Source organism: Polynucleobacter necessarius (genome assembly GCF_900095195.1).
Lineage (GTDB): Bacteria > Pseudomonadota > Gammaproteobacteria > Burkholderiales > Burkholderiaceae > Polynucleobacter > Polynucleobacter necessarius_G.
Window position 1 is genome coordinate 105,295 of sequence record NZ_LT606950.1, and the last position, 26,156, is coordinate 131,450.

Consider the following 26,156-nt stretch of genomic DNA (forward strand, 5'->3'; position numbering starts at 1 on the left):
TTTTTTAAATAAACATTCCTAAATAAAGACTCGCACATGATGAAGCAACGAACCATTGCCACACCGATGAAAACCGTAGGTATTGGCTTGCACTCAGGACGCAAAGTCACCATCTCAATCAAGCCTGCCCCAGCCAATTCTGGGGTTCAGTTTGTACGCGTTGACACCCATGAGCAGTCTGTTGTTCCAGCGACTGCTTTGGCGGTATGCGATACGCGTTTGGCCTCGGTCATTCAAAAAGATGGCGTGAGAGTGTCGACGGTGGAGCACCTGCTCTCTGCTTGTGCAGGTCTGGGATTGGATAATTTGTCGATTGAACTTGATGGTGAAGAGGTTCCCATCATGGATGGGAGTGCCGCCCCATTTTTGTTCTTAATCGAGTCAGCAGGCATTGTTGAACAAGAGTCGCCACGCCAATTTGTTGTTATCAAAAAACCAGTCGAAGTTCGTGAGGGTGACAAACTTGCCCGTTTAGAGCCATTCTTTGGATTTAAATTGGATTTCACAATTGACTTTAAACACCCTGCCGTAGACAAAACTGGCCAGCGTTTTGTGGTCGATTTTGCGGAGCATGCTTATCGAAGTGAGATTGGTCGTGCGCGCACTTTTGGCTTTGCCCACGAAGTAGAGGCTTTGAGAGAAATGGGTCTTGCTCGAGGCGGTAGTTTAGATAACGCCATTGTGTTGGATGAACATCGAATTTTAAATAACGAAGAGTTTCGTTATGAAGATGAGTTTGTGCGTCACAAGATTTTGGATGCGATTGGCGATCTATATTTAGTTGGCCACCCTATTGTGGGTGCGTATGTTGCCGAGAAATCAGGTCATGCCCTTAATAACGCATTGCTTCGCAAGTTGCTCGAAGATTCAAACTCGTACGAAATTAGTACGTTCGCAGAAAATAAAGCGCCCGAAGCGTATTCTCAAGAAAACCAGCCCCTTTTCTTTTAGATAGAAGTGAGTAATTCACTTTGGCTGATTGCGAAGTAAGCGCTCGATGGTTTTTCGCAATTCAGAATCTGGTGCAAGTTTTTCTAGCAACTCTTCCCATGATTTTTTAGCAATGGCATTGAGTCCTTTGGGTCTCTGGTGTGCTTCGTTGCTGATGCGTGGCCTTACCTCCCAGGATGCACTCGATGGCTTAATCTTGACTTTAACGGTGCTGCAGCTCAGACCTAATTTAGCTAACTCATTGATTAAAGTAGGTAAATTTTGCTGAAGGCGGTTTGCAGTGCTAGCGCTTTGAACAAGCAAAAACAGATCATTTTGGCCGCTGGAGCGCCAGCCGGCTTCGATTTTCGAGCTGAGGTGCTCCAGCCCTACTTTTGCCAACGTTAACTTTACGGTGGCTTTGAGTTTGGCAAGATCTTCTGTTTTGGCCAAAATCCCCCCAAGACCATTGGATTCGCGTAGGTAATCCAGCCATTCATGGGCTACATGCTTGCGAGACGGTTTGGGTGTAAAGTTCATAAAAAATGGGCTTGCGAGTGATAAACTCAAGGTCTTCATTTTCCTCTATATCCCGTGGTAATCGGTCTTCTTAAAACCCTGGTCGGCAGTCGTAACGACCGCCTCTTGAAACAGTATCGCAAAGTGGTCGCCAAGGTCGGCGCCCTTGAGCCAAGCCTAAAGGCATTGGATGATGCCGCACTTGCAGCGAAAACTGCTGAATTTAAGTCCCGCTTAGCCGCTGGTGAATCTTTAGACGATATTGCGCCCGAGGCATTTGCCGTAGTCCGTGAAGCCAGCGTACGCGTTATGAAAATGCGTCACTTTGATGCGCAGCTCATGGGTGGTCTAGCCCTTCATCAAGGCAAGATTGCTGAAATGGGAACGGGTGAGGGCAAGACCTTAACCGCTACGCTTTCAGTGTATTTAAATGCCTTGACTGGAAAAGGCGTTCACGTTGTTACCGTTAATGATTATTTGGCGCAACGTGATGCTGAGTGGATGTCAAAGCTATATAACTTTTTAGGCATGAAAGTTGGCGTGAATCTGTCACAGATGGATCACAAAACAAAACAAGAGGCATATGCTGCCGATATTACATACGGCACCAATAATGAATTTGGATTTGATTATTTGCGCGATAACATGGTCCAAGACTTGGATCAACGCGTTCAACGTGGTTTAGCGTATGCCATCGTCGACGAAGTCGACTCCATTTTGATTGATGAAGCGCGTACCCCCCTGATTATTTCTGGTCAGGCTGATGATCATACCGATCTCTACATCAAAATTAATCAACTTCCTGCGCATCTGGAGCGTCAAATCGGGGAAGAAAAAGCTGATGGCACAGGTGTTGAGAAGCCTGGCGATTACTGGGTAGACGAGAAATCTCAGCAGGTATATTTAACTGAGCAAGGTCATGATAAGGCCGAACAAATTTTGGTGCAGATTGGCGCCTTAAATGAGGGCGATTCGCTTTACTCGCCGCAAACCATTACCCTAATGCATCATGTGTATGCAGCTCTTCGTGCACACACTTTGTACAACCGCGATCAACATTATGTGGTGCAAAACAAAGAAGTCATTATTGTTGATGAGTTCACTGGTCGTTTAATGCAGGGTCGTCGTTGGTCTGATGGTTTGCATCAAGCAGTTGAGGCCAAGGAAGGAGTGCCGATTCAGAATGAGAATCAGACACTGGCAACCATCACTTTCCAAAATTATTTCCGGATGTACGGAAAATTAGCTGGTATGACAGGTACCGCGGACACAGAGGCCTACGAATTCAAGGAAATTTACAACCTTGAAACCGTGGTCATATCGCCAAACCGCATCAGCCAGAGAAAAGACAAGCAAGATCAAATTTACAAGTCTTCACGTGAGCGTTATGACGCCGTGATCAAGGATATTGAGGATTGCTATCAACATGGTCAACCAGTATTGGTGGGTACAACATCGATTGAAAACTCCGAATTGATTTCGGGTTTGCTTGATAAGCGCAAATTACCTCACCAAGTGTTGAATGCTAAACAGCATGCTCGTGAAGCGGAAATTATCGCTCAAGCAGGTCGTCCCAAAATGATCACGATTGCTACCAACATGGCTGGTCGTGGTACTGACATCGTGCTTGGCGGTAATGTCAGTAAGCAATCCTCTCTGATCGAGGCTGATGAGAGCCTAAACGATTCCGAGAAGGCAGCAAAGATTAAGCAACTTCAAGATGAATGGCAAAGCATTCATGATCAAGTGCTTGCTGCTGGTGGTTTACATATTATTGGTACTGAGCGTCATGAGAGTCGCCGAATCGATAATCAGCTGAGGGGCCGCTCGGGCCGTCAAGGCGATCCGGGATCTTCACGCTTTTACTTATCCCTTGACGATCCATTACTGCGCATCTTTGCTGGCGATCGCTTACGTGCCGTAATGGAACGTTTAAAGATGCCTGACGGCGAGCCTATTGAAGCGGGCATGGTGACCCGCTCGATTGAGTCTGCACAACGTAAGGTTGAAGGCCGAAACTTCGATATTCGTAAGCAGTTGCTTGAGTACGATGACGTTGCCAATGATCAGCGTAAAGAAACGTATCGCCTCAGAAACGAAGTTCTTGAGAGCAAGGATATCGGTGAGTTAATTGCGAATTTGCGTGAAGATGTTTTGCGTTCGGTTTGTTCGTTCTATGTTCCCCATGAATCCATGGAAGAGCAGTGGGGCTTACCTGGACTAGAAAATGTCTTGGCTAATGAATGGGGTCTGACAGTTGATTTGCAAAAATGGGTTGAGTCTGCTGCGAGTATTGACGACACTGAAATCGTTGATCGAGTGCTCAATGCTGCAAAAGAGGCATACGATGCTAAGGTTGAGATGGTCGGGCGCGAGTCCTTTGCGGGCTTTGAGCGCTCCGTTCTTTTATATAGCGTAGATACTCACTGGCGTGAGCATTTGGCCGCCCTTGATCATTTACGCCAAGGCATTCACCTTCGTGGCTACGCTCAAAAAGATCCTAAGCAAGAGTACCGTCGCGAAGCCTTTGAGTTGTATGGTGAACTCTTGAATGTCATCAAGAATGATGTTGTGAAGAGCATCATGACAGTACAAATTCGGAGCGCAAGCGAATTAGACCAAGCTTCTGAGTCTATGAATGAGGATCTAGCGAAATTAAAAGATCTTCAATATCAGCATGCTGATGCCGATTTGGAGGTGGCTGGCTCTACTGGTGATCGCGGTGCCGCTTTAGATATTCAGCTTGCACCTGTTCGAACGGGTCCAAAGATTGGTCGCAACGACCCTTGTTCATGCGGTAGCGGCAAGAAATATAAAAATTGTTGCGGTGCATTGGCCTAGCAATCAAATTCTTAATCAGTTTATGTGTATGGCTCAGATTTATCTGCCATTTTTCTTGGTGGAATCTCTAGTCAGTTTTATGCACTGAAAATAGCTAGATCTGTCATGATTTGAAGATATAAAAGTACTTCCTATTTATTCATGCTGCTAAGGGGATGTTATGGCCGTAACGTTTACGCTTAACGGTAAGACCGTTAATTTGATGGTGATGCAGAAACGCCAATTCTTTGGGTCTTACGAGATCATTTAGATATCACTAGTCCGAAGTATGGTTGCGGTGCGGCGCTTTGTGGTGCCTGTACTGTTCATCTAGATGGAGCAGCCATTCGTTCGTGCTCGACCCCAGTATCTGCGGCTGCTGGTAAAAAAGTGACTACCTTGGAGGGTTTGCCTGCTAAGGTCTGGAAAGCATTGCAAGATGCCTGGACTGAATTTGATGTGCCTCAGTGCGGTTACTGCCAAACTGGCCAGATGGTGTCCGCCGCAGATCTTTTAGCTAAAAACAAGAAGCCGAATAGCCATGATATTAAGAATGCCATGAGTGGCAATATTTGTCGTTGCGGAGCCTATTCCCGGATTGAAAAGGCAGTTAAACGTGCTGCTGATAAATTGGCCTAAGGGGATAAATATGAACACTCATTAAAAAACCAAAGCCGTCGTCAGTTTATCCAGCCAAGTACTGCTCTTGGGGGAGCTTTTGTACTTGGTATGTATCTACCACTAACCAGCGAAGCTGCAACGGGAATTGCTGAAAAGCCAGCATTAGCAAATGCTTGGACTCAAATTACCCCAGGCAATCAAATTACATTGATTTGTGCTCGTTCAGAAATGGGGCAAGACGTATACACATCTATGCTTGCATTGCTTGCCAAGGAAATCAATCTACCGCTTTCCATGATTAAGTTTGAAATCGCTGGTGTTGCCCCGGTTTATATCAATGCGATGTTGGGTGGCCAAATTACTGGCGGCTCTACCTCGGTACGTGAGGCTTTTGACAAGCTCAGAACTGCCGGCGCAGCAACTCGCTCAGTTCTCGTGCAAGCGGCAGCGCAACGTTGGAATATACCAGTCACTGATTGCAAGGCAATGAATGGCAAAGTCCTCATGCTAGTGGCAAATCCGCAACCTATGGTGAATTAGCGGCTGACGCTGCCAAATTACCTTTACCAGAGAAGCCAACACTGAAGTCACCGGCCAATTTTATGGTGATTGGTAAAGAGATAATGCGACGTCTTGATACTCCCGCCAAAGTATCTGGTAAGGCGGTATACGGAATCGATGTCAAGATTCCAGGTATGGCAATTGCATCTCTGGCGCAATGCCCCGTGATTGGTGGAACACCAAGTGCATATGATGCGAGCGCCGCTTTGAAAGTTTCTGGGGTTCTTAAGGTTGTCCAGATTTCTGATGGCGTGGCAAGTGTTGGCAAAAGATTTTTATGCGGCGCGCAAGGGAAGAGATGCGTTAAAAATTACTTGGAATGAGGGCCCGAATGCCAATTTGAGTACTGCAGTGGTGCGTAAATCTCTTGAGGCGGGTTTATCCCAAAAGGGCGCTGTGATCAAAACAGCTGGCAACGTTAGTGCAACTGTCCCGAATGGCAAAGCTCTCAGTGCGCAATACTTTTTGCCGTATTTAGCGCACTCCACTATGGAGCCTGTTAATTGTTCAGCCGATGTTTCCAATGGCAAGTGCAGAATTATTGGCCCCATTCAGTTCCAACAAGGCGGCCAAGCTGCAGCTGCAGCTGGCGTGAAGCCGGAGGATGTCACGATTGAGACAACGTTCTTGGGTGGTGGTTTTGGTCGCAAATTGGAATTGGATTTCATTCGTCAGGCGGCTGAAATTTCAAAGGCTGCGGGCATGCCTGTCAAGATGCTTTGGACCAAAGAAGATGATATTCAGCATGACTTCTATCGCCCGACGAGCATTCATAAAGTTGATGGAGTTCTTGGTGCCAATGCTCAATTGAGCACCATGAAAGCAAAAATGGTTTCGCAGTCTGTGACCACCAGAGCTTTCCCAGGTTTTGTGAAAGATGGTTTCGATCCTTTCATGGTGGAAGGTTCAAACAATCTCACTTATGACATTCCCAATTTGGAAATCACAAACGTCATTACCGATACGTGTGTCAGGGTTGGGTATTGGCGTTCAGTCAGTAATGCGTTAAATGCGTTTGCGATTGAGAGCTTTGTGGACGAAGCGGCAACTGCTGCTAGTAAAGATCCTGTGGCTTTCCGGCTTGCTTCCCTAAGCAAACATCCAAGAGCGAAAAATGTTCTCGAAACCGCTGTGAAGAAATCGGGATACACCGCCGGTAGCAAACGCTTTGGCGTGGCGCAAATGAAGTGCTATGACATGTGTTCCGCTTGCGTGATCGAGTTAGATACTACGGCACCTGAGACTAGAGTGAAAAAGATCACATTTGTCTCAGACTGTGGCATTACCGTTCATCCCGATCAAGCTAGAGCCCAGCTTACTGGAGGCGTCATTTATGGATTAAGTGCCGTCTTAAATAATGCAATCACCATAGAAAATGGCCGAGTTCAGCAAACAAACTTCAATAATTATCCTAGCTTGCGTCAAAACCAGGTTCCTGTAATTGATGTGCATTTGATTCCAAGCCAGGAGAAGCCGGGCGGTTTGGGTGAGGTTGGAGTTCCTTTAGTGGCGCCTGCTCTAGCAAATGCTATTGCTGCAGCCACTGGCAAACGCATACGCGAGCTTCCAGTTAAAGTCTGATATCGACTGGCCGATCCGCTCTTTTGTAGGCTACAAAGCGCGCCAAATCATGGCGCGCTTTGTTTTTATCCGTCCTCTACAATGACAAAACTATGACCGTAAATTTACCTCTACCAAAAAAATCCGATTTAGAGCCTGTAAAGGGTTTTGAAATGGGTATCGCCGAAGCCGGCATCAAAAAGGCGAACCGTAAGGATTTGCTAGTCATGACTTTGGCGCCTGGATCTCAGGTAGCTGGTGTTTTTACCTTGAACCGTTTTTGTGCTGCACCGGTTCAGGTTTGCCGCGAACATTTAGCTCAAGAGGGTCGCGATGGTGAAATTCGGGCGCTAGTCGTGAATACGGGCAATGCTAATGCAGGGACTGGCGAGCAGGGTATGAAGCATGCTTTGGAAACTTGTGCCGCTTTGGCAAAAGATCTCAATATCTACCCAGAGCAGATCTTGCCATTTTCTACAGGCGTGATTCTCGAGCCTTTGCCGATTCAAAAAATTGTTAGCGCCTTACCAAAAGCAGTTGCCAACTTAAGTAATGACAATTGGTTCGATGCTGCTGAAGCGATCATGACTACGGATACCCAACCAAAAGCTAGCTCACAAACGATTGGCACCCCATTAGGCGATATTGTTTTAACAGGGATCTGTAAAGGCGCTGGAATGATTCATCCCAATATGGCAACGATGTTGGGCTTTATTGCTACCGATGTTGGTTTTGCGCCTGGTCTATTGAATGACTTAACTAAAGAGGTTGCGGATCTGTCATTTAATGCCATCACTATTGATGGTGATACTTCAACGAATGACTCTTTCATTTTTATGGCTACCAGCCAGTCATCGGTGCAAATTCAGTCAAAGCAAGATCCTCTGTACGCTGTAGTCCGTGCTGCGTTGATTGATTTGGCAAGAAAGTTAGCGCAAATGATTGTGCGAGATGGTGAGGGTGCTACCAAGTTTATGACGATTGACGTTGTTGGCGGCAAAACGACTGAAGAATGCCGTTTGGTGGCTAAGGCAGTAGCACATTCTCCACTAGTCAAAACCGCTTTCTTTGCAAGCGATCCCAATCTGGGTCGAATCTTGGCGGCAATTGGCTATGCCGGCATTAAGGACCTCGATGTTAATCGTGTTCAAATGTGGCTCGGTGATGTTTGGGTTGCTAAAAATGGCGGGCGTAACCCAAGTTATCAAGAGGCGGACGGCCAGAGAGTGATGCAGGAGCCTGAAATTACAATCAAGATTGATTTGGGGCGCGGCTCCGCCACTCAAACATTATGGACGTGTGATTTGTCGCATGATTATGTATCAATCAATGCAGACTATCGTTCTTAACCATTATTAATTTTATGAATCAAAAACTAGACCGTCTACTAGAGCATTTAGAGACTTTCTTGCCCAAACCACTTAGTGCTGAACAATGGCAGTCCTCGACAGCATTTCGGTGGCGCAGAAGAGATAGTATTTTTGGCAGCATTGGTTTTTTGCAGCCAGTAAAGCATGTCTCAGACATCATGTTCGAAGATTTGCAGAATATTGATCGCCAACGAGATGCAATACGTGACAACACTAAAAATTTCATTCTAAAAAGGCCTGCTAACAATATTCTTCTGACGGGGGCAAGAGGAACCGGTAAATCGTCGTTGATTAAAGCAAGCCTTCACGAGTTCGCTAGTCAGGGATTGCGTTTGGTCGAAGTGGAGAAGGAGCATTTGGCGGATTTAGCCGATATCACCGAGATATTGGCGGAGCGTCCTGAGCGCTTCATTATTTTCTGCGATGACCTCTCGTTTGAGGATGGGGAATCGGGCTACAAGGCCATGAAATCGGCATTTGATGGCTTAGTTTTAGCGCAAGTCGACAATATTTTGATTTATGCCACATCCAATCGGCGCCACCTGTTGCCGGAGTACATGAAAGATAACGAGGGGTATGTCCATAGTGATGATGGAGAGATTCATCCAGGTGAAGTGGTGGAGGAAAAAATCTCCCTATCAGAACGCTTTGGTTTGTGGCTATCGTTTTATCCACCCAAGCAAGATGAATATCTCGCAATCGTTGCGCATTGGTTAGCCCGCTTTGGCTTGACATCCACTCAAATTGAGGCGGCCCGTTCTGAAGCATTAGTTTGGGCGTTAGAGCGCGGATCTCGTTCTGGTCGCGTTGCCTGGCAGTTTGCTAAGCATTGGGCTGGCTCACATGCCTAAATTATCAAATTAAGCGAACTCCTATCTGTGAACAAAGATGCGCGACCGGTTACTGAAGTAGCCGCGGGAATTTTGCTAGATCAATCTGGTCGATTTCTCTTGGGGCAACGACCTGAGGGAAAACCGTATGCTGGTTATTGGGAAGTGCCGGGCGGAAAGATTGAAAAAGGCGAAACGGTTTTTGATGCGCTCAAGCGAGAATTACAAGAAGAGCTGGGGATCAAGATTCAATCGAGTGAAGAATTAATGCTTTTGGAGCATGATTACCCGCATGCTTATGTACGCCTCCATGTCAGTCTCATTCGAGACTGGAAAGGCGATCCAAAGGGGTGTGAGGGACAGGCGCTTTCTTGGGAGTTTCCGGTGCAGAAAAGCCTAGTGTCGAACCGTTGTTACCAGCCGCATGGCCAATGCTGGAGAGGCTTAAAGCCTTTTTACCCTAGAACTGGCAGAGGGTTAATTTGAAGGATACATCCTTGTTAGCGGGTTGCGGCTTTTTGTCTCGATCCGATTGCATAAAACGGACGGACAGGAGATATTTATTTGCGCTGATTTCAGAGAATAGCGTGTCATCTTCAACGGCAATGCGCATCAATTGATAAATTTTTCCTGAGGGCACTTGTTGGAATGATCCGCTATGAGCGACAACATCTTTTGCTTCGCCAGACTGACGTAATAAACGCAGAAATAATTGACAAGCATCTTGCCATGGCAATAACGGACGAACAAAATTTTCTAATAATGTGCGACGTTCGGTAGATGGACTATTTTTCCAGGCATGATAACTCGGTAGATCGATTGGGCTTGTACCACCAGGAATATTTAAGCGTGTACGAATACCATTTAACCATTCACTATCAGAGATAGCGAGATTTGGTCTGCCAGCAGATTGATTAATTTTGGTTGCGACAGTATCAATCTCATCTAAGGTTTGAGAAAGCGCCTCTTGATCTACCTTTTGAGAGGATTTGAGTCCGTTGAGTGCGTGCTTTTGACGCTCAAATTCTTTTAGTAAAAGAGATTTAATATCGCCACGGGCGCCAATATTGCCCAGATCGAACAACATAGAGATGGCATTGTGGTGAAGTTCTGGATCATCCGGGCGAACAAAATGATTAAAGCGGGCGAACAAATACTCCAGTCGAAGCATGCTTCGAACTAATTCATTGAAGGGGTATTCGTAGACAATCACAAGCCCATATTCTATGACGAACCGAGTAGATCTTTCTGAATCTTCAGGATTTTTTGGTGCAAGAGATTTACTTCGCCCTCTAATGTTGTAAGACTCCCTTGGTTTTGAATGACCACGTCAGCAACAGCAAGGCGATCTTCTCGGGTTGCTTGGGCCTGCAGAACTCTTTCAACTTCCTCTCTGGGTAAATTGCTGCGCTGCATCACTCTGGTTATTTGGGTCTCTTCTGGGCAATCTACGACTACAAGGAGGTCGATGAGACTGCGCCAGGACATCGATTCAATTAGAAGGGGAACAGCAAAGCCTAAATAAGGCGCCCCATGAGCTACCAAGTCCTTTGCTTGCTTGATCGTTTCTTGACGAATCAGGGGGTGTGTAATGGCCTCCAAGGTTTTTCTGGCATCCGGATTGCCAAAGACCAAGGTCCGCATCTTGGACCTATCTAAAGCGCCGTTGGCATCAATATAGCCCCGACCAAACTGCATCTCTATGGCTGGAATTGCTAAACCGTGGGGTGCGGTGATCTGATGCGCAATCCGATCGGTATCCACAACTCCCGCCCCGAGCTTGCCAAGTAGATCGCTCACCACAGATTTTCCTGAGCCGATGCCTCCAGTTAGGCCAACTAGAGGTAATTGACCTTTTAGTCCGCTTAAATCAGATGATTCAGTATGAGTGTTTGAATGAATTGTGGACATAACAACTCAATGATGCCAGCAATGGCAAGAAAAGGTCCAAAAGGAATGGCGGATTGTAAGGATTGTTTTTTTACTCTGAGCCAGAGAAGGCCTCCAATGAGTCCAGTAACCGACGCTATGAAAAGAATGCTTGGCAGGGAGCTTAGTCCAAGCCATGCTCCAAGGGCACCCAGCAGCTTCGCATCACCCATGCCAATGGCATTTGGCTTTTTGATCCATCGATAGAGGGTATTTAGGCCCCAGATTAGAAAGTATCCAAATATAGAGCCCAAAATTGCATTTAAAAAATCTGTAAAACCCAAATTGGGTAAATAGTTTAAAAGGAGTCCTACTGCAGCAAATGGAATGGTGATGACATCGGGTAGCCGAAATGTTAATAGGTCGACATAGGCTAGATAAAGCAGTATCAGGATCGCCAGGATATGTACTAAGTCGAACGCAGAAAATGTAAGCATCAAATGATTTGGCCCATTTGAAAAATTGGAAGATACAGAACGATAACGAGTCCACCAATAATGACGCCAACCAAAATAATGAGCAAGGGCTCTAGAGTTTGACTCAGATTATTGAGTCGATGGCGAAGTTGTGATGCTAGCGTATTAGCACGCTTACTGAGCATTTGCGCTAGAAAGCCACCTTCTGCGGCGATATGTAGTAATTGCAATGTGTTTCTTCATCAAATAGAAAAGTTTTAGGATCTGCCCTTTTTAAAGCTTCGCCCAAGGGCCATCCTCTGGTTAAGTGTTTGAATACTTCCGCACTCAAATTGTGACTAAGCGAATGATTAGATGAATATGCTGTAACACGCAAGGCATCTGGAAGGGGTAAGCCACAATTTAGTAGATGTGCGAGAGTTCGGCACCAGTGCGTCAACGTGGCTAAACGAAAAAGTCTTCCTAGTAGTGGAACGTAAAAACTCCATTGATATAACGTTCTTTGTAAGCGAGAAGATTCAAGACCTCATGAATACCAATGCGGCCAAAGTAGCCATACCCATCACAGTAATTGTACGACTCAGAGGAAGCTCTTGCGTAATGTATATCCAAAGTATTGCAATGCGAACAACGCATACGCACTAATCGTTGAGAACTCACAGAATGTAAGCAGCGCTCCAAAGACTCTCGATCAATTCCCAAGCTTTGTAGGCGCGCTAGAGCGCCTAGAGCGTTGCGAGTATGTAGTGTAGTTAAAACCAGATGCCCAGTTTTGGCTGCTTAAATAGCAAGTTGCGCCGTTGCGCTATCCCGAATTTCACCACTCATGATCACATCGGGATCTTGTCTGAGTAATGCTTTGATGATAGTTGGAAAATCCAAGCCAGCACGCGGATGGTAAGCCGCTTGATTCACGCTTGGAAGGCGAATCTCAATGGAATCTTCAATTGAACAAAGGTTGCGATGTTCTTGATTCAATGCGCTCAGGCAACTATAGAGTGTTCGTGACTTGCGCTACCCGTTGGACCGGTTACTAAAATCAAGCCGTTAGGTTTTGCAATTGCATTGCGCAAGATTTCAAGCTGCTCTGGCAATAATCCAATCGACTCTAAATTCAATTCCTCTAATCGATTGGGCAATATCCGAATGACGGCTTTTTCACTATGTAATGTTGGTAATGCCGAAACTCGACAGTCGACATCTGGTCTGAAAAAATCACAACTAATACTTAAGCGACCATCTTGTGGAATGTGTTTTTCGGCGATATCTAAACGCGCTAATATTTTTATACGCGTGATGAGGCGTTCATGAAACTCTATAGGATGCTTTGACTGAATTCGTAATAAGCCATCCACCAGAATGCGAACTTGAGTCTCTAGGGGATAAGCCTCAACATGAATATCGCTTGCCCTGGCTTCAAGTGCATGGGCTGCAATCTCAAACCAGGTCCGAATGATTAGTGAATCGTTATGGGGGATGCTCAATCCTGAATCTGATCAGGTGCAGGGCGATACAGTTTGACGGTCTTTATTCCTTGATCATCAAACTGCACAATTTCCATAACAATGCCGGCGATTTTGATGCTGACATCATGATCTGGAATGGCTTCGAGTCTTTCTAGAATGAGACCATTTAAGGTTTTGGGCCCATCTAATGGCAATTCCAAATTGAGAAGACGATTAAGGTCGCGTAAGGACGCGCTACCGTTGGCAATGTAAGTGCCGTCAGCCAACCAACGGGGATCAGTTGAGAGACTAGAGAAAGAGGTTGTAAATTCACCAATAAGCTCTTCCACAATATCTTCAAAAGTCACGAGACCAAGCACTTCTCCGTACTCATTGACAACCAAACTCAAACGTTGCTGATTGTCTTGAAAAAACTGCATTTGTTGCAAGACTGGAGTGCCGCTGGGAATAAAGTAGGGCTCATTAACTAATGACCTAAAGTCTTCGTGCTGAAGATCAGAGTCACCGAGTAGGGATAGAGCCTTCTTAACGGACAGAATTCCTACAATACGTTCGGAGTCACCATCACAGACGGGTAGTTTATTGTGATAACAGGTCTCCAGCTGTTGTATCACTTCATCAATAGGCCTTGAAAGATCTAACACTTCGATTTTTGAGCGTGGGGTCATCACGTCATCAACGGTAATATTTTCTAAATTGAAGAGATTCAGCAAAATATTCCGATAGTGATTGGAAACAAAGCGGTTGGATTCCAAGACCAAGCTTCGCAACTCTTCTTTGCTCATTGTCCTGCTATCTGAAGAGGACTGCAGGCCCGAAACTCTCATGAGGCCAGATACAAAGCTATTAATTAGCCAAAGTAGTGGCTTAAATAAATAGGTGAGTGGCAGAATGAGCCAGCCTACATTGGCAGCGATTTTTTCCGGAAAGGCTGCCCCGATGACTTTCGGGGTGATTTCGCTAAAGATGATGATGAGTAAAGCGACAACCAGAGTCGCAATCGAAAGAACAAAACCACTTTCACCAAAAAGATGTAAGGCGATTCCAGTTACTAAAATGGGAAGAATCGTGTTAATTAAATTGTTGGATATCAACAATACCGACAAAAGGGAATCAATCCGCTTTAGAAGTCTCTCTGCTAGTGCAGCACCGGCATTACCGTTATTGGCCATTGCTCTAAGACGGTGGCGATTCGAGGACAACATGCTCGTTTCTGCCATTGAAAAGAAGCTCGATAGTGCCAGCAAAAATAGAACGAGAGCAGCCTGGCTATAAAGTGGCCAATCGTCAAAAAAGTTATCCATAAGGGTTGCCTGCAAATAAGAAGGATAAGTCAATATAGCAAAGTAGGCTCTTCAAGACCATATTCATCGTCTTTGGTTCGGATGAAAGGCTAGTCATCTAATTTTCAAAATTGTGTGAGAATCTTCTCTATGCTTTTATCCCAAAAACAGCCTAAGACCGACATTTCAAATTACTGTGTAATTGAAGCTCCTTTTGGGCGCCTGGGAATCCAAACGGAAATGGTTGATGGGAGTCTAATGCTGTCGAAAATTGACTATCTTCCAAGAACCGTGGCTTTATCAGCGCCTAAAAACCATCTTGCTAAAGAGGTAGATGGGCAGTGCAAGACCTATTTTAAGAACCTCGATTTTCAATTTGAATTGCCTATGAAGTTGCTGGGTACGGCGCATCAGCAGAGGGTTTGGAAGCGTGTTCGTGAAATACCGGCTGGTAAGGCGATAACCTATGGAGAGATTGCTGGCGCTATTAAAAGCGGCGCACGAGCAGTAGGTACTGCTTGTGGTGCAAACCCTTATCCACTTATTACTCCATGTCATCGGGTGATTTCAGCTCAGGGCATTGGGGGCTTTATGAAAGAGGATTCCCCAGGTTTTTATCGTCAAATCAAGATTTGGCTACTAAAGCATGAGGGAGTGCTTTAAGAATTAGATCGCCCTTCTGAGGGCGCCAGAGGCGATATAAAAAAAGAGTTGCATCAATGTATTGCTTCTAACAGCAATTTTCGCAAAAGCGTAAAAAGTCATCACGGTTGCTCTCGTCAGCTTTACCTCATCTTTGTGATCAAAGTGTTTACGGTTCGCAATTTTTGACAAAGTCATCACAGCAAGACCAAAGGCCAAGAAGCAGAAGCGCCTTATTCCGCCATCCCCTTCTGGTATCAGCAGGATGTATTGCAGTGATTCTTGAAGTTTTTGATAGGCGATTTGCAGTAGTGCGGCATGGCTGATACCAACCGGCTTCCAAGAGACTCCGCGTGCCCTATCCTCAGGGGAGTCTTTCAGAATATTGGTTATTTGCAGGGCTTGTCCAAAAGCAATAGCAAGCGGTTCATGTCCCTTAATATTTTTCAAAAACTCCTTTGAGTGATTGCTGAAAATCGTTGTGAGAAGTTCCCCCACCACCCCTGCAACAACATAGCAGTAATCTTCAAACTCACCCAGATCCTTTAGCCCCGCCTGATTTTGTTTTCCATGAAAGCGCGACATTCCCTCCGACATGATGGAAACGCATCGAGCTACTGCTGCCCGATCCTGAATCGAGCAAGTGTGCAGAATTCTCAAGACCGTTGGCGTATTGATGATTAAATCCAGTTCATCTTGGTTGCCGTATGCATGGAGTTCTGTAAGACAAGGCTTAACAAATGATTGCACATCCGATTTTTCTAGAACTGCGTTGAGAAATAATCGAGACAGTTGTTGCTTTACCTCCGGCTTTAAGCCTGCCGCATCTTCGATAGTGTCGACGATGCGGCACAGGAGGTATGTATTGCCGACGACTTTCTCAACCTCAGGCGGCAGTAGGGGGATGGTTAGCGCAAATGTTCTCGAGACTGAGCCCAAAATAGCCTTTTGATAGGCTAAATCAGCGTCTCGGTTCTGGGCATTATTTGGGGCGAGTGTCTGCACCAATGAATTATGTCAGACAGGCCCTAAATGAACCTCTATTTCCTTAGTATCAAAAGTGACATAGCCATATAATTTCACCAAATTCTGACAGGAGAAACAGGGCGTGTTGATTTGGTTCGTCATCGCTCATTGGGTCGTATCGGTCGGCATCGGCTTATGGGCAGCCTTGCGCGTGAAAAATACCGCTGACTTTGCAGCGGCAGGTCACAGTCTTCCGATGCCAATCGTGACGGCGACTGTGTTTGCTACTTGGTTTGGCTCAGAGACAATGTTAGGCATCCCTGCAACATTTTTAAAAGAGGGCTTGGGCGGGGTCGTGTCCGACCCTTTTGGATCCTCCCTATGTTTAATTTTAGTCGGTTTGTTTTTTGCGCGCCATCTCTACAACCGTCGAATGTTGACGATCGGCGATTTCTTTCGTGAAAAAATATGGCCGCACTGTTGAGGTATTAGTCACCCTTTGTATTGTGGTGTCCTACTTGGGTTGGGTTGCTGCACAAATTAAAGCACTTGGTTTGGTCTTTAACGTAGTATCAGAGGGCAGCATTTCTCAAACTGGTGGCATGATGATTGGTGCCGCAAGCGTACGGATCTATACCTTATTTGGCGGTATGTGGTCAGCGGCAATCACTGACTTTATTCAAATGATCATCATCGTGATTGGTATGTTGTATATCGGCGGGGAAATGACAACCCAAACAGGCGGCATTGGCGTAGTCATTGAACATGCCGCAGCAGCTGGTCAATGCAGCAACTTCTGCCCGATATGAATTTAGCCTCTATCTTGGGCTTTGTCGCGGCTCTGTGCACGATGATGCTGGGCTCTATTCCGCAGCAAGACGTGTTCCAACGAATTACCTCCAGTAAAAACGTGAATATTGCAGTGAATGCCGCCATTCTGGGTGGCGTGTTGTATTTCATCTTGTGTTTGTACCGATGTAAATGGCCTATTCAGCCACGCTCATCAATCCAGGATTGGTAAATGAATACTTAGGTACTGATCCGCAAATGATTTTGCCGAAGTTGATTCTGAATCGTGCGCCACTCATTGCGCAGGTAATGTTTTTTGGCGCATTGCTTTCGGCAATCAAGAGTTGTGCGAGCGCGACATTGCTCGCACCATCGGTTACTTTTGCTGAGAATATTGTGAGAGGTTTTTTAAGCACTTATCGGATCATGATTTGCTCAAAATTATGCGCATCACTGTCTTGTGTTTTGCGGTAGTAGTGACATTCTTTGCAATTAATTCAGAGCTGTCTATTTTTAAAATGGTCGAGAGTGCATACAAGGTAATGTTGGTAGCGGCGTTTGTACCATTGGCATTTGGTGTGTGCTGGTCAAGAGCAAATTCGTTGGGCGGTCTTCTAGCAGTGGTTAGTGGTCTGATCATCTGGATCAGTTGTGAGATCTTGGCGCCAAACGCCATCATGCCTCCTCAGTTAGCTGGCTTATTGGCCAGCATTGCCGGAATGATTTTGGGCGGCTTAGTCCCGAAAGATGAATTGAAAGCGGTATAAATCCAACATTGCTTAAAAATTAGGCAATTTATTTGTTGCACCGCAAAACATTCACATTAAAATATTCCTAATTCAAAATTTTTAATCTTGTGGAGTTCCTATGAAAATCCGTGTGATCGGTGGAGGCGGCGCCATTGGCGGCTACTTAGCTGTCATGTTGGCGCGTGGGTAATGATGTCACCGTCGTTGCGCGTGGTGCAACTTTAGCCGCAATCAAAGAGTGCGGCTTGGCGTTGATTATGGACGATCAGCCTGAGCCATTAGTTGCTCAAGTGAAGGCGGTCGAGAAAATTCGTGATGCAGAAACGCCGGACGTTGTCATTTTGGCCGTCAAGGCGCATCAGGTTGAGCCGATCATTGATGATCTAGCTGCGATCATGGGCCCAGAAACGATTTTGATTCCGATGCAAAACGGAATTCCACGGTGGTATTTCCAAAAGTTGGGCGGCGAGTACCAAGACCATTCTGTAGAAACGGTCGACGCTGGTGGATTGGCAAAGAAAGCGATTAACCCAAACAATATTATTGGTTGCGTTGTTTATCCCGCAACGTTCACTCAAGCTCCTGGAGTCATTCGTCATGTGGAGGGAAATCGATTTCCCTTAGGTGAGCTGGATGGCAAGTCTACCGAGAGTATTCAGAAGATATCTGAAATGATGGCAGCCGCTGGATTTAAGTCACCGATTTTGGACGACATTCGCTCTGAGATTTGGCTCAAATTGTGGGCAATATGACCTTCAATCCAATCAGCTCTCTGACTCACGGTACTCTGGAGGGCACAAAGGATTAGCCCGCAATATGATGGCCGAGGCACAAACGATCTCTGAGAAACTTGGCGTGACTTTCCGGGTGGATATCGAGCGACGTATTGCTGGAGCGGAGAAGGTTGGTAAGCACAAGACCTCTATGTTGCGGGACTTAGAGGCCGGCAGAAGTCTTGAAATTGATGCGCTCTTGGGTTCAGTCATTGAGTTGGGCAAGATTACTCAAACACCAACCCCTTGTTTAAATACGGTATTTGCTTTGACAAAATATTTGGATGAAAACGTACAAGCCTCAAAAGGAAGTTTGGCATTGCCATCGGTTTCGGGCTACTAAAAAATTTTCATTGCACGCATTAAAAAACCCTTGCTACCGAACATAGCAAGGGTTTTTTTATTTTGAGGAGTGGGTGAGCTTGTGGTTCAGGATCACTCAAAACGATTATCGAGTCTGCCAACGCCCTCAATAATGATGCTGACATTACTACCCGGTTTCATTGAGCAAACGCCCACAGATGTACCGCAGGCGATAATGTCCCCCGCTTCCAGCGGTACATCTTGAGAAATTAGGCTCACCAATTTTGCTGGCGGGAAGATCATATCTGCCACGGGATAATTTTGACGCTCTTGCTCGCTCAAAATTGTTTTAATAGTGAGATTGCTGGGATCGATATCAGTAATGATGTAGGGGCCAAAACACCAAAGGTATTAAAGCTCTTTGAGCGAGTCCATTGAGCATATCCAGGATCGCGATTCAGAATTTCAATGGCCGTGACGTCATTGATGCAGGTGTAGCCAAAAATTGCTTGGGCTGCTTCCGCTTCGGTTGCCTCGTGTATGTGCTGGCCAATGACGATGCCCAGCTCTCCTTCATAAACTACTTTGCCAGTGTAAGACTTTGGTGTGCGAATGACTTGGTTCGCTGCTAAGAAGGAGTTATTGCCCTTCAAAAAATATAAGGGCTCAGCGGGTACAGCATGTTCAAGTTTGGTGACCAGTGCGTGAAAGTTATCAACCATCGCCACTATTTTGGACGGCGTGCAGGGGTGTCGATAGTGACATCTGCTAGCTTGACTGTTTCGCCGGTTGGTTTTGGATTTTGAAATCAATTGCCAGAATACACAGCAATTTGATCGCCTTGTACCTGCCCCAAACAAACTTGTCCTTGATGCTGAAATCTGAGCCATTGAGCCATGACGAGTTCCTAAATAAATAAATTGATTTTTGTATTTGTGTCAGCGTCTTACTTGAAATACCTTGAGAAGCTTAAGTTTGGCGTTCAAGCGAGTAGATGCATAGGTCACGAAGTGCTTCAGTAGCTTCATTATTGGGAAAGTTATTGATGCATTCCAAGGCAAGATCGGCTTCACGTTTTGCGGCAGCCTGCGTGTAATCCAGCGCACCAGAACGTTGTACTGCACTGAGAATTTGCGTAAATACATCGTCCGGTAAATCTTGGTTTTGTTCAATGGCCGCGCGTACTAATAATCGTTCTTCGTTAGTGCCGTTTTCGAGAAGATAAATTAGCGGTAGGGTTGGTTTACCTTCCCGTAAATCATCCCCTGCAATTTTCCCCATCTGCGCTGCATTCGCTGTGTAATCCAGCAAGTCATCCATGAGCTGGAATGCGGTACCAATGTGGCGACCAAACGCGGCTGCCTGCCCACGATGAATATCTGAAGCATTTGCCAGGATGGCTCCAAGCTCAGTAGAGGCCTCAAATAACTTTGCAGTTTTATAGCGAATCACTTGAAGATAACTGGCCTCACCAACCTCAGGATCATTCATATTGAGTAGCTGCAACACTTCGCCTTCGGCAATCGTGTTGGTAGCATCGGACAAAATTTGCATCACGCGCAAATCATTGGGTCCGACCATCATTTGAAATGCTCGAGAATATAAAAAGTCCCCTACTAAAACGCTGGCTGCATTGCCAAAAGCGGCATTGGCGGTTTCACGACCGCGTCTTAAGGTAGATTCATCCACTACATCGTCATGCAATAAGGTGGCCGTGTGAATGAATTCCACTACAGCAGCCATTTTTAGGGTGTGTGGCGTTGGCTTGCCATCGGCTAAGGCCTTGGCTACTAGCATTAAAAGGGCTGGTCTAACCCGCTTGCCACCGGCTTGAATGATGTAGGTGGAGATTTGGTCAATTAGAGCAACTTTTGAGGCTAATCGCTCGCGTATGACCAGATCTAAGTCCTTGAATTCTAAGGAAATGGGGGCTAGGATTTGGCCTAAGTCATTGATTTTGACAGTGCTGGTCATGCAAGATATAATGATAGGCCTAGCTTATCCAGGGTGGATTGGCTTAAATGTAGATATTAATTGAAGTTTCAAACCATGTACGCGGTCATAAAAACCGGTGGCAAACAGTATAAAGTTGCTGCTGGCGAAAAATTGAAAATAGAACAGATACCAGCGGAAATCGGCAGCGAAATCACTCTTGACCAAGTCCTCGCCGTTGGCGAAGGCGCTTCACTGAAGTTGGGTGATCCATTGGTTAATGGTGCAGCTGTGATGGCCACTGTCGTCTCCCAAGGACGTCACGATAAAGTGACAATCTTTAAGATGCGCCGTCGCAAGCATTATCAAAAGCACCAAGGCCATCGTCAGAATTTCACTGAAATTTTGATCAACACGATCAAAGCCTAATTCAGGGTAGGAGAAAGATATGGCACAGAAAAAAGGCGGCGGCTCAACACGAAATGGCCGCGACTCAGAGGCGAAACGCCTAGGCGTTAAGGTATTTGGTGGCGAGCATATTAATGCTGGCAGCATCATCGTTCGTCAACGTGGCACACGTGTTCATCCAGGCGCTAACGTTGGCATTGGTAAAGATCACACTTTGTTCGCACTCATTAACGGTCAAGTGCAATTTGGCGTTAAGGGTGCATTGAAGAAGGCCCAAGTCTCAGTATTGCCTCGTTCATAAGGCGCCTGACTGAGACCCGTTTAATTCAGATCCAATCCGAATTTAACTCTTAGGAACAGGCCTCGCTTGGCGAGGCCTTTTTTATTATGAAATTTATAGACGAAGCACGCATTGAAGTTATTGCCGGCCAAGGTGGCGCCGGAAGCGCCTCTATGCGCCGCGAAAAGTTTATTGAATTTGGTGGTCCTGATGGCGGTGATGGCGGCAGGGGTGGAAGTGTATGGGCCATTGCTGATCGCAACATCAATACACTTATTGATTACCGGTATGCTAAAACGCACACTGCAAAAAATGGCGAACCAGGTCGAGGCGCTGATTGTTATGGTCGTGCGGGTGACGATATTGAATTGCGTATGCCAGTAGGCACCATCATTACTGATCATGAGACCGGTGAACCAATCGCCGATTTAACGACGCATGGTGAGCGGTTGTGTTTGGCCCAGGGTGGCGTTGGTGGTTGGGGTAATATTCATTTCAAGAGTAGTACCAATAGGGCGCCACGTCAAAAAACCAATGGCAAGTCTGGCGAACGTCGCAAACTCAAACTGGAATTAAAAGTATTGGCTGACGTAGGTTTGTTGGGAATGCCAAACGCTGGTAAATCGACGTTGATTACTGCGGTATCCAATGCGCGCCCCAAGATTGCGGACTATCCATTCACAACTTTGCATCCGAATTTGGGCGTGGTGCGGGTGGGTAATGAGCGTAGCTTTGTAATTGCCGATATCCCAGGGTTAATTGAGGGTGCGGCAGAGGGCGCAGGTCTGGGTCACCGATTCTTACGGCATCTACAGCGTACGGGCGTGCTCTTGCATTTGGTTGATCTTGCGCCATTTGATGAAAACGTAGATCCAGTGGCGGATGCGAATGCGATCGTCAATGAATTGCGCAAATATGACGAGGCTCTAGCAGAGAAGCCACGTTGGTTGGTGCTAAATAAGGTCGACATGATTCCCGAAGGGGATCGTAAAAAAATCGTTGCCGACTTTGTAAAGAACTTTCAGTGGCAAGGGCCAGTTTTTGAAATCTCAGCCCTCACGGGTATGGGTTGCGAAAAGCTAGGTTATGTCTTGCAAGACTATTTGGATTCTGTGCGTCGTGATCGCGATGATGCTGAGGAGCGTGCAGCAGATCCGCGTTATCAAGAGCAGCATCAAGATGCTAGTCATGATAAAGCGCCTGATTAAACTGATAAACCAAGCAAAAGAAGATTCTTTATTTGTTATGAGCCAGAAGCACACCAAACGCATTGTTGTTAAAGTGGGATCTAGCCTAGTCACCAATAATGGTGAAGGATTAGATCATGATGCTATAGCGAAGTGGGCTAAGCAAATTGCAGGGTTGTTGAAAAATGGTCATGAAGTTTTGATGGTCAGTTCGGGCGCAATTGCTGAAGGCATGCAACGCTTGGGTTGGTCAAAGCGCCCACAAGAAATTCATCAATTGCAAGCTGCTGCAGCGGTTGGTCAGATGGGTTTAGTGCAGGTATATGAGAGTTGTTTCGCGCAATTTAATTTGCGAAGCGCACAAGTTCTGTTAACCAATGCCGACTTGGCGCATACAGAGCGCAATGCTAACGCAAAAGGCACGCTAGATACTTTGTTAAAGCTCGGTGTCGTGCCTATCATTAATGAGAATGACACCGTCGTAACTGATGAAATTAAATTTGGTGACAACGATAGTCTCGCTGCTTTAGTAACAAACTTAGTTCAAGCGGATTTATTGGTCATTCTGACTGATCAAGGCGGCCTTTATACTGCTGACCCTCGTCAAAATTCTGGCGCCACTCTTGTCTCGGATGCTAAAGCTGGTGATCCTGATTTAGAAAAAATGGCGGGTGCTGCTGCAAGCGAACTTAGTAAAGGTGGCATGCTAACGAAGGTATTGGCCGCAAAAATTGCCGGTCAATCGGGTGCAATTACAGTCATTGCCTCCGGCCGTGAGTCGGAGGTATTAACCGGGCTCTTGACTGGCGAAAAGATTGGTACACGCCTTACCCATGCTGCCGACTAACAAGTAAATCTTTATTCAACTCCGAAGGAGTTGGTTGGTTTTGTGCCACCAGTAAATCCGCTTGGATTGAGTGATTGAAGAACTGTTTTGATATTTTTTTCTTGGGTATCGAAATTACAGAATGCTCCTTGCGCAAGTGCTGCTTGGTAGCGATTCGGCACATTACTCTGAATGGTTTTCCAGCTAGAAAGCGGATTTTCTCTCCAAGTATTATTTTCGAGGTTGCCATAAAGACGCCATTGAAATGAATCACAGCGAATGCCTTCGTATTGTGCTTGTTGGCCGCCACTTGGATTGGTGATGACTACAATGTAGTGTGTTATCCCGTCTGGGCCAATCAAAATGGAATCAGTGTCAACGGCGAACTTAAAGATTGTTTGTTGAGAGACATAAAACGGCAGTAGGGTTGAGGGATTGGGCGGGTTGGATGGCATTTTGGTTGCGCCTTCTTTGAATACCATCGGAGCAAAAGGATCTAGCCCGCTTTCAATGGGGTCTCCGGCGCAAGCAAATAAACCCAAGGCAATCACCACGCAAGCAATTATTTTTATGAAGTTGGTTAATGAATTTCTCATGATTTTGGCTTATCCGATTTAGAGATATCTTTGCTAGCTGAATCACCTCTGGAATAAAAGGACTGCAGAAGATCAATCGGAGTTCCCCATGCGAGTTGTTGCATGCGAACGCCTTTAGCAAGGTAACGCGCAAGCTCTGATAGAGCGAGTTGATACACCTCACGTTTAAACCCAATGACGGCATCTAATTGAATCCAGAATGGTACCCAGCGCCATGCATCGAATTCTGGATGTTCTGTAGCTCGTAGTTGAATGTCGCTATCAAGACAGATAAATCGCAGTAAAAACCAAATTTGTTTTTGCCCCCGATAGGCAGCACGATGAACACGCGTAGCATGTTGACGGCGCAAGTACTCCTCAGGGACATCGTAGCGAAGCCAATCCCTAGTGCGCCCAATTATTTGGACATGTTCCGGCAGCAAGCCAACCTCTTCATGCAATTCGCGGTACATCGCTTGCTCAGGACTCTCGCCATGAGTTATCCCGCCCTGCGGGAACTGCCACGAATGCTGCCCAACGCGTTTTCCCCAGAAAACCTCGTTACGGCTGTTAAGGAGGACAATGCCGACGTTGGGTCGATACCCTTCACGGTCAAGCATGATCGTGCTCCAAATCCTTTAAAATCAATGATTTGATTATATCCATTCATGAAAGCATCACAATCCTTTCTCGCTACGCTAAAAGAAGCCCCCTCTGACGCTGAGGTGGTTTCGCACAAGTTCATGGTACGTGCGGGTTTAATTCGCAAGCTGAGTGCTGGCGTATACAACTATCTGCCATTGGGATTGAAGGTAATTCGCAAGGCAGAAAACATTATTCGCGAGGAGATGAATCGTGCTGGCGCAATCGAATTATTGATGCCGATGATTCAGCCAGCTGAATTGTGGCAAGAGACAGGGCGTTGGGGAAAAATGGGTCCTGAGCTCCTTCGTATTAAAGATCGTCATGATCGTGATTTTTTAATTCAACCAACATCTGAAGAAGTCATTACCGATTTAGCTCGTAATGAGATTAAAAGTTATAAGCAATTGCCCGTGAACTTCTATCAAATCCAAACAAAGTTCCGGGATGAGCGTCGCCCACGTTTTGGCATCATGCGTGGTCGCGAGTTCAGCATGAAAGATGCTTACTCATTTGATCGAGATGCTGAAGGATTAAAAAAATCTTATCAAATCATGTTTGATGCCTATACCCGCATAATCAAGCGAATGGGTCTTCAGTTCCGTGCGGTGACTGCAGATAACGGGGCTATTGGAGGCTCTTGTAGTCAAGAGTTTCACGTGATTGCCGATACTGGTGAAGACGCGATTGTGTATTGTCCAAACTCGGATTACGCCGCCAATCTAGAGGCAGCGGAATCTCTCTCTCTGATAGTCGCGCGAGCCACTGCAAGCCAGGCGATGGCTAAAGTGGCAACGCCAGATAAGACAAACTGTGCTGATGTGGCAACGTTTTTGAATATCCCGCTTGAGAAAACCGTGAAGTCTTTACTCTTTGCGGTTGATCAAGAAGCGGGACCTGCAAAACTTTTTATGTTGCTAGTGCGTGGTGATCATGAGCTCAATGAAGTGAAAGCAAGCAAAGTCCCTGGCATGGCTGAGTCGCGTTTTGCTACGGAAGCGGAAATCAAGCAAGCATGTAATGCCCCAGCAGGTTACCTAGGGCCTGTTGGTGTGAGTAAAGGTGTCACAGTAGTTGCTGATCGAACCGTTGCCAATATGGCCGATTTTGTTTGTGGTGCAAACGATATAGGCCACCATTTGACTGGTGTGAACTGGGGTCGTGACTTACCAGAACCTTTGGTATTGGATATTCGGAATGCAGTAGCGGGTGATCCTTCGCCCGATGGTAAAGGCGCAGTAGACATTTGTCGGGGTATTGAAGTGGGGCACGTATTCCAATTGGGAACTCGCTATTCCGAGGCAATGGGCTGCACTTATTTGGATCAACAAGGTAAAGCACAACCCATGGTGATGGGTTGTTACGGAATTGGCGTCACTCGTTTGCTGGGTGCAGCTATTGAGCAAGGTCATGACGATAAGGGGATTATTTGGCCTATCTCTATGGCGCCATTCGAGGTGGTCATTTGCCCAATGGGTTACGAAAAATCCGAGGCTGTCAGAGCCGCATGCGATCAACTACATGATGAATTACTTGCGGCTGGTATTGATGTCATCTTGGATGACCGTAATGAGCGTCCAGGCGCGATGTTTGCTGACTGGGATTTGATTGGCGCGCCATTCCGAGTGGTGATCGGTGATCGTGGTTTGGCGGATGCGCAAGTGGAATTTAAGGGACGTACGGATACGGAATCACAAAATATTCCGCTAACTCAGATCAAAGAAAAGGTAATCGCCGCCATTCAGGCGGCGAAGAGTACCGCCAACTAACTTTTATAGA

25 protein-coding genes and 6 pseudogenes are annotated in these 26,156 nt (G+C 46.1%); 17 read left to right on the forward strand and 14 right to left on the reverse strand.

What is annotated here, in order from left to right:
* The first annotated feature begins 36 nt into the window (after window positions 1-36).
* Complete coding sequence (gene lpxC, locus BQ1619_RS00640; RefSeq protein WP_114661634.1) at window positions 37-951, forward strand: UDP-3-O-acyl-N-acetylglucosamine deacetylase; 915 nt, start codon at window positions 37-39, stop codon at window positions 949-951.
* Between the two features lie 15 nt (window positions 952-966).
* On the opposite strand, the gene BQ1619_RS00645 is transcribed toward lpxC, so the two are convergent.
* Window positions 967-1,500: a hypothetical protein gene (locus tag BQ1619_RS00645; protein WP_231968367.1), complete on the reverse strand. Its 534-nt coding sequence runs from the start codon at window positions 1,498-1,500 to the stop codon at window positions 967-969.
* Window positions 1,501-1,524: 24 nt separating this feature from the next.
* On the opposite strand from BQ1619_RS00645, the gene secA reads away from it, so the two are divergent.
* From secA to BQ1619_RS00675, 8 genes and pseudogenes are all read left to right on the forward strand, one after another.
* Window positions 1,525-4,290 (forward strand): preprotein translocase subunit SecA, encoded by a 2,766-nt coding sequence (secA, locus tag BQ1619_RS00650; protein ID WP_114661638.1) that lies wholly within the window; start codon window positions 1,525-1,527, stop codon window positions 4,288-4,290.
* 369 nt (window positions 4,291-4,659) lie between these two features.
* Window positions 4,660-4,908, forward strand: a complete 249-nt coding sequence (locus BQ1619_RS10535) for a (2Fe-2S)-binding protein (protein ID WP_415065785.1) — start codon at window positions 4,660-4,662, stop codon at window positions 4,906-4,908.
* 45 nt (window positions 4,909-4,953) lie between these two features.
* A pseudogene (locus BQ1619_RS09375) lies at window positions 4,954-5,430 on the forward strand (molybdopterin cofactor-binding domain-containing protein); the annotation flags it as partial.
* Window positions 5,431-5,513: 83 nt separating this feature from the next.
* Window positions 5,514-5,774: a hypothetical protein gene (locus tag BQ1619_RS09380; protein WP_231968371.1), complete on the forward strand. Its 261-nt coding sequence runs from the start codon at window positions 5,514-5,516 to the stop codon at window positions 5,772-5,774.
* Window positions 5,710-7,032 carry a molybdopterin cofactor-binding domain-containing protein gene (locus BQ1619_RS09385; RefSeq protein WP_231968372.1) on the forward strand — a complete coding sequence of 441 codons (1,323 nt, stop codon included), beginning with the start codon at window positions 5,710-5,712 and terminating at the stop codon, window positions 7,030-7,032. Before BQ1619_RS09380 ends, BQ1619_RS09385 begins: the two co-directional genes overlap by 65 nt.
* 92 nt (window positions 7,033-7,124) lie before the next feature.
* Window positions 7,125-8,360 carry a bifunctional glutamate N-acetyltransferase/amino-acid acetyltransferase ArgJ gene (gene argJ / locus BQ1619_RS00665; protein WP_114661640.1) on the forward strand — a complete coding sequence of 412 codons (1,236 nt, stop codon included), beginning with the start codon at window positions 7,125-7,127 and terminating at the stop codon, window positions 8,358-8,360.
* Between the two features lie 14 nt (window positions 8,361-8,374).
* Entirely contained in the window at window positions 8,375-9,232 is an 858-nt protein-coding gene (locus BQ1619_RS00670) for an ATP-binding protein (RefSeq protein WP_174222085.1), read from the forward strand.
* 27 nt (window positions 9,233-9,259) lie between these two features.
* Window positions 9,260-9,697, forward strand: coding sequence for an NUDIX domain-containing protein (locus BQ1619_RS00675; RefSeq protein ID WP_174222086.1), 438 nt, complete (start codon window positions 9,260-9,262; stop codon window positions 9,695-9,697).
* Here the strand turns inward: BQ1619_RS00675 and zapD are convergent.
* The 7 genes and pseudogenes from zapD to BQ1619_RS00705 form a co-directional block, all read right to left on the reverse strand.
* A complete protein-coding gene (gene zapD, locus BQ1619_RS00680; RefSeq protein ID WP_231968374.1) occupies window positions 9,672-10,382 on the reverse strand; it encodes a cell division protein ZapD in 711 nt (236 codons plus the stop codon). The two genes, BQ1619_RS00675 and zapD, sit on opposite strands and share 26 nt — an antisense overlap.
* A 53-nt stretch (window positions 10,383-10,435) precedes the next feature.
* Window positions 10,436-11,122: a dephospho-CoA kinase gene (gene coaE / locus BQ1619_RS00685; protein ID WP_114661647.1), complete on the reverse strand. Its 687-nt coding sequence runs from the start codon at window positions 11,120-11,122 to the stop codon at window positions 10,436-10,438.
* Window positions 11,077-11,577, reverse strand: a complete 501-nt coding sequence (locus BQ1619_RS00690; protein ID WP_114661649.1) for a prepilin peptidase — start codon at window positions 11,575-11,577, stop codon at window positions 11,077-11,079. The genes coaE and BQ1619_RS00690 overlap by 46 nt, the downstream gene beginning before the upstream one ends.
* Window positions 11,577-11,786, reverse strand: coding sequence for a type II secretion system F family protein (locus BQ1619_RS09390; protein WP_231968376.1), 210 nt, complete (start codon window positions 11,784-11,786; stop codon window positions 11,577-11,579). Before BQ1619_RS09390 ends, BQ1619_RS00690 begins: the two co-directional genes overlap by 1 nt.
* A gap of 232 nt (window positions 11,787-12,018) precedes the next feature.
* Window positions 12,019-12,534, reverse strand: a pseudogene (locus tag BQ1619_RS10125) (GspE/PulE family protein).
* A 5-nt stretch (window positions 12,535-12,539) separates the two neighbouring features.
* On the reverse strand, window positions 12,540-13,040 hold the full coding sequence (locus BQ1619_RS10130) for an ATPase, T2SS/T4P/T4SS family (RefSeq protein ID WP_197711799.1): 501 nt from the start codon (window positions 13,038-13,040) through the stop codon (window positions 12,540-12,542).
* On the reverse strand, window positions 13,037-14,326 hold the full coding sequence (locus tag BQ1619_RS00705; protein WP_114661650.1) for an HlyC/CorC family transporter: 1,290 nt from the start codon (window positions 14,324-14,326) through the stop codon (window positions 13,037-13,039). The genes BQ1619_RS10130 and BQ1619_RS00705 overlap by 4 nt, the downstream gene beginning before the upstream one ends.
* 237 nt (window positions 14,327-14,563) lie before the next feature.
* Here BQ1619_RS00705 and BQ1619_RS00710 point away from each other — a divergent pair, with 237 nt between their 5' ends.
* On the forward strand, window positions 14,564-14,968 hold the full coding sequence (locus tag BQ1619_RS00710) for a methylated-DNA--[protein]-cysteine S-methyltransferase (RefSeq protein ID WP_231968378.1): 405 nt from the start codon (window positions 14,564-14,566) through the stop codon (window positions 14,966-14,968).
* Window positions 14,969-14,971: 3 nt separating this feature from the next.
* On the opposite strand, the gene BQ1619_RS00715 is transcribed toward BQ1619_RS00710, so the two are convergent.
* Window positions 14,972-15,952 (reverse strand): squalene/phytoene synthase family protein, encoded by a 981-nt coding sequence (locus tag BQ1619_RS00715; RefSeq protein ID WP_114661652.1) that lies wholly within the window; start codon window positions 15,950-15,952, stop codon window positions 14,972-14,974.
* Between the two features lie 103 nt (window positions 15,953-16,055).
* On the opposite strand from BQ1619_RS00715, the pseudogene BQ1619_RS00720 reads away from it, so the two are divergent.
* Window positions 16,056-17,469, forward strand: a pseudogene (locus tag BQ1619_RS00720) (high affinity choline transporter 1).
* A 100-nt stretch (window positions 17,470-17,569) separates the two neighbouring features.
* Window positions 17,570-18,567 (forward strand): annotated as a pseudogene (locus BQ1619_RS10540) (2-dehydropantoate 2-reductase).
* A 92-nt stretch (window positions 18,568-18,659) separates the two neighbouring features.
* On the opposite strand, the pseudogene BQ1619_RS10370 reads toward BQ1619_RS10540, so the two are convergent.
* The 3 genes and pseudogenes from BQ1619_RS10370 to BQ1619_RS00735 all read right to left on the reverse strand — a co-directional run bounded on the left by BQ1619_RS10370 (window position 18,660) and on the right by BQ1619_RS00735 (window position 20,501).
* Window positions 18,660-19,249: pseudogene (locus BQ1619_RS10370) on the reverse strand (fumarylacetoacetate hydrolase family protein).
* Between the two features lie 86 nt (window positions 19,250-19,335).
* Complete coding sequence (locus tag BQ1619_RS10545) at window positions 19,336-19,425, reverse strand: Rv2993c-like domain-containing protein (protein WP_415065790.1); 90 nt, start codon at window positions 19,423-19,425, stop codon at window positions 19,336-19,338.
* A 71-nt stretch (window positions 19,426-19,496) separates the two neighbouring features.
* Window positions 19,497-20,501 carry a polyprenyl synthetase family protein gene (locus BQ1619_RS00735; protein WP_114661653.1) on the reverse strand — a complete coding sequence of 335 codons (1,005 nt, stop codon included), beginning with the start codon at window positions 20,499-20,501 and terminating at the stop codon, window positions 19,497-19,499.
* A gap of 75 nt (window positions 20,502-20,576) precedes the next feature.
* Between BQ1619_RS00735 and rplU the strand changes: the two genes are divergently transcribed.
* From rplU to proB, 4 genes and pseudogenes are all read left to right on the forward strand, one after another.
* Entirely contained in the window at window positions 20,577-20,888 is a 312-nt protein-coding gene (gene rplU, locus BQ1619_RS00740; protein WP_011902040.1) for a 50S ribosomal protein L21, read from the forward strand.
* A 19-nt stretch (window positions 20,889-20,907) separates the two neighbouring features.
* On the forward strand, window positions 20,908-21,168 hold the full coding sequence (gene rpmA, locus BQ1619_RS00745) for a 50S ribosomal protein L27 (RefSeq protein ID WP_114661654.1): 261 nt from the start codon (window positions 20,908-20,910) through the stop codon (window positions 21,166-21,168).
* A gap of 86 nt (window positions 21,169-21,254) precedes the next feature.
* Window positions 21,255-22,355: a GTPase ObgE gene (gene obgE / locus BQ1619_RS00750; protein ID WP_114661655.1), complete on the forward strand. Its 1,101-nt coding sequence runs from the start codon at window positions 21,255-21,257 to the stop codon at window positions 22,353-22,355.
* A gap of 37 nt (window positions 22,356-22,392) precedes the next feature.
* A pseudogene (gene proB / locus BQ1619_RS00755) lies at window positions 22,393-23,163 on the forward strand (glutamate 5-kinase); the annotation flags it as partial.
* A gap of 29 nt (window positions 23,164-23,192) precedes the next feature.
* On the opposite strand, the gene BQ1619_RS00760 reads toward proB, so the two are convergent.
* Window positions 23,193-23,756, reverse strand: coding sequence for a CNP1-like family protein (locus BQ1619_RS00760; protein ID WP_197711800.1), 564 nt, complete (start codon window positions 23,754-23,756; stop codon window positions 23,193-23,195).
* The gene (locus BQ1619_RS00765; protein WP_114661658.1) at window positions 23,753-24,355 is read right to left on the reverse strand and encodes an RNA pyrophosphohydrolase; all 603 of its coding nucleotides are present in this window, start codon (window positions 24,353-24,355) and stop codon (window positions 23,753-23,755) included. Before BQ1619_RS00765 ends, BQ1619_RS00760 begins: the two co-directional genes overlap by 4 nt.
* A gap of 48 nt (window positions 24,356-24,403) precedes the next feature.
* Here BQ1619_RS00765 and BQ1619_RS00770 point away from each other — a divergent pair, with 48 nt between their 5' ends.
* A complete protein-coding gene (locus tag BQ1619_RS00770; RefSeq protein ID WP_114661660.1) occupies window positions 24,404-26,146 on the forward strand; it encodes a proline--tRNA ligase in 1,743 nt (580 codons plus the stop codon).
* The last annotated feature ends 10 nt before the right edge of the window (window positions 26,147-26,156 follow it).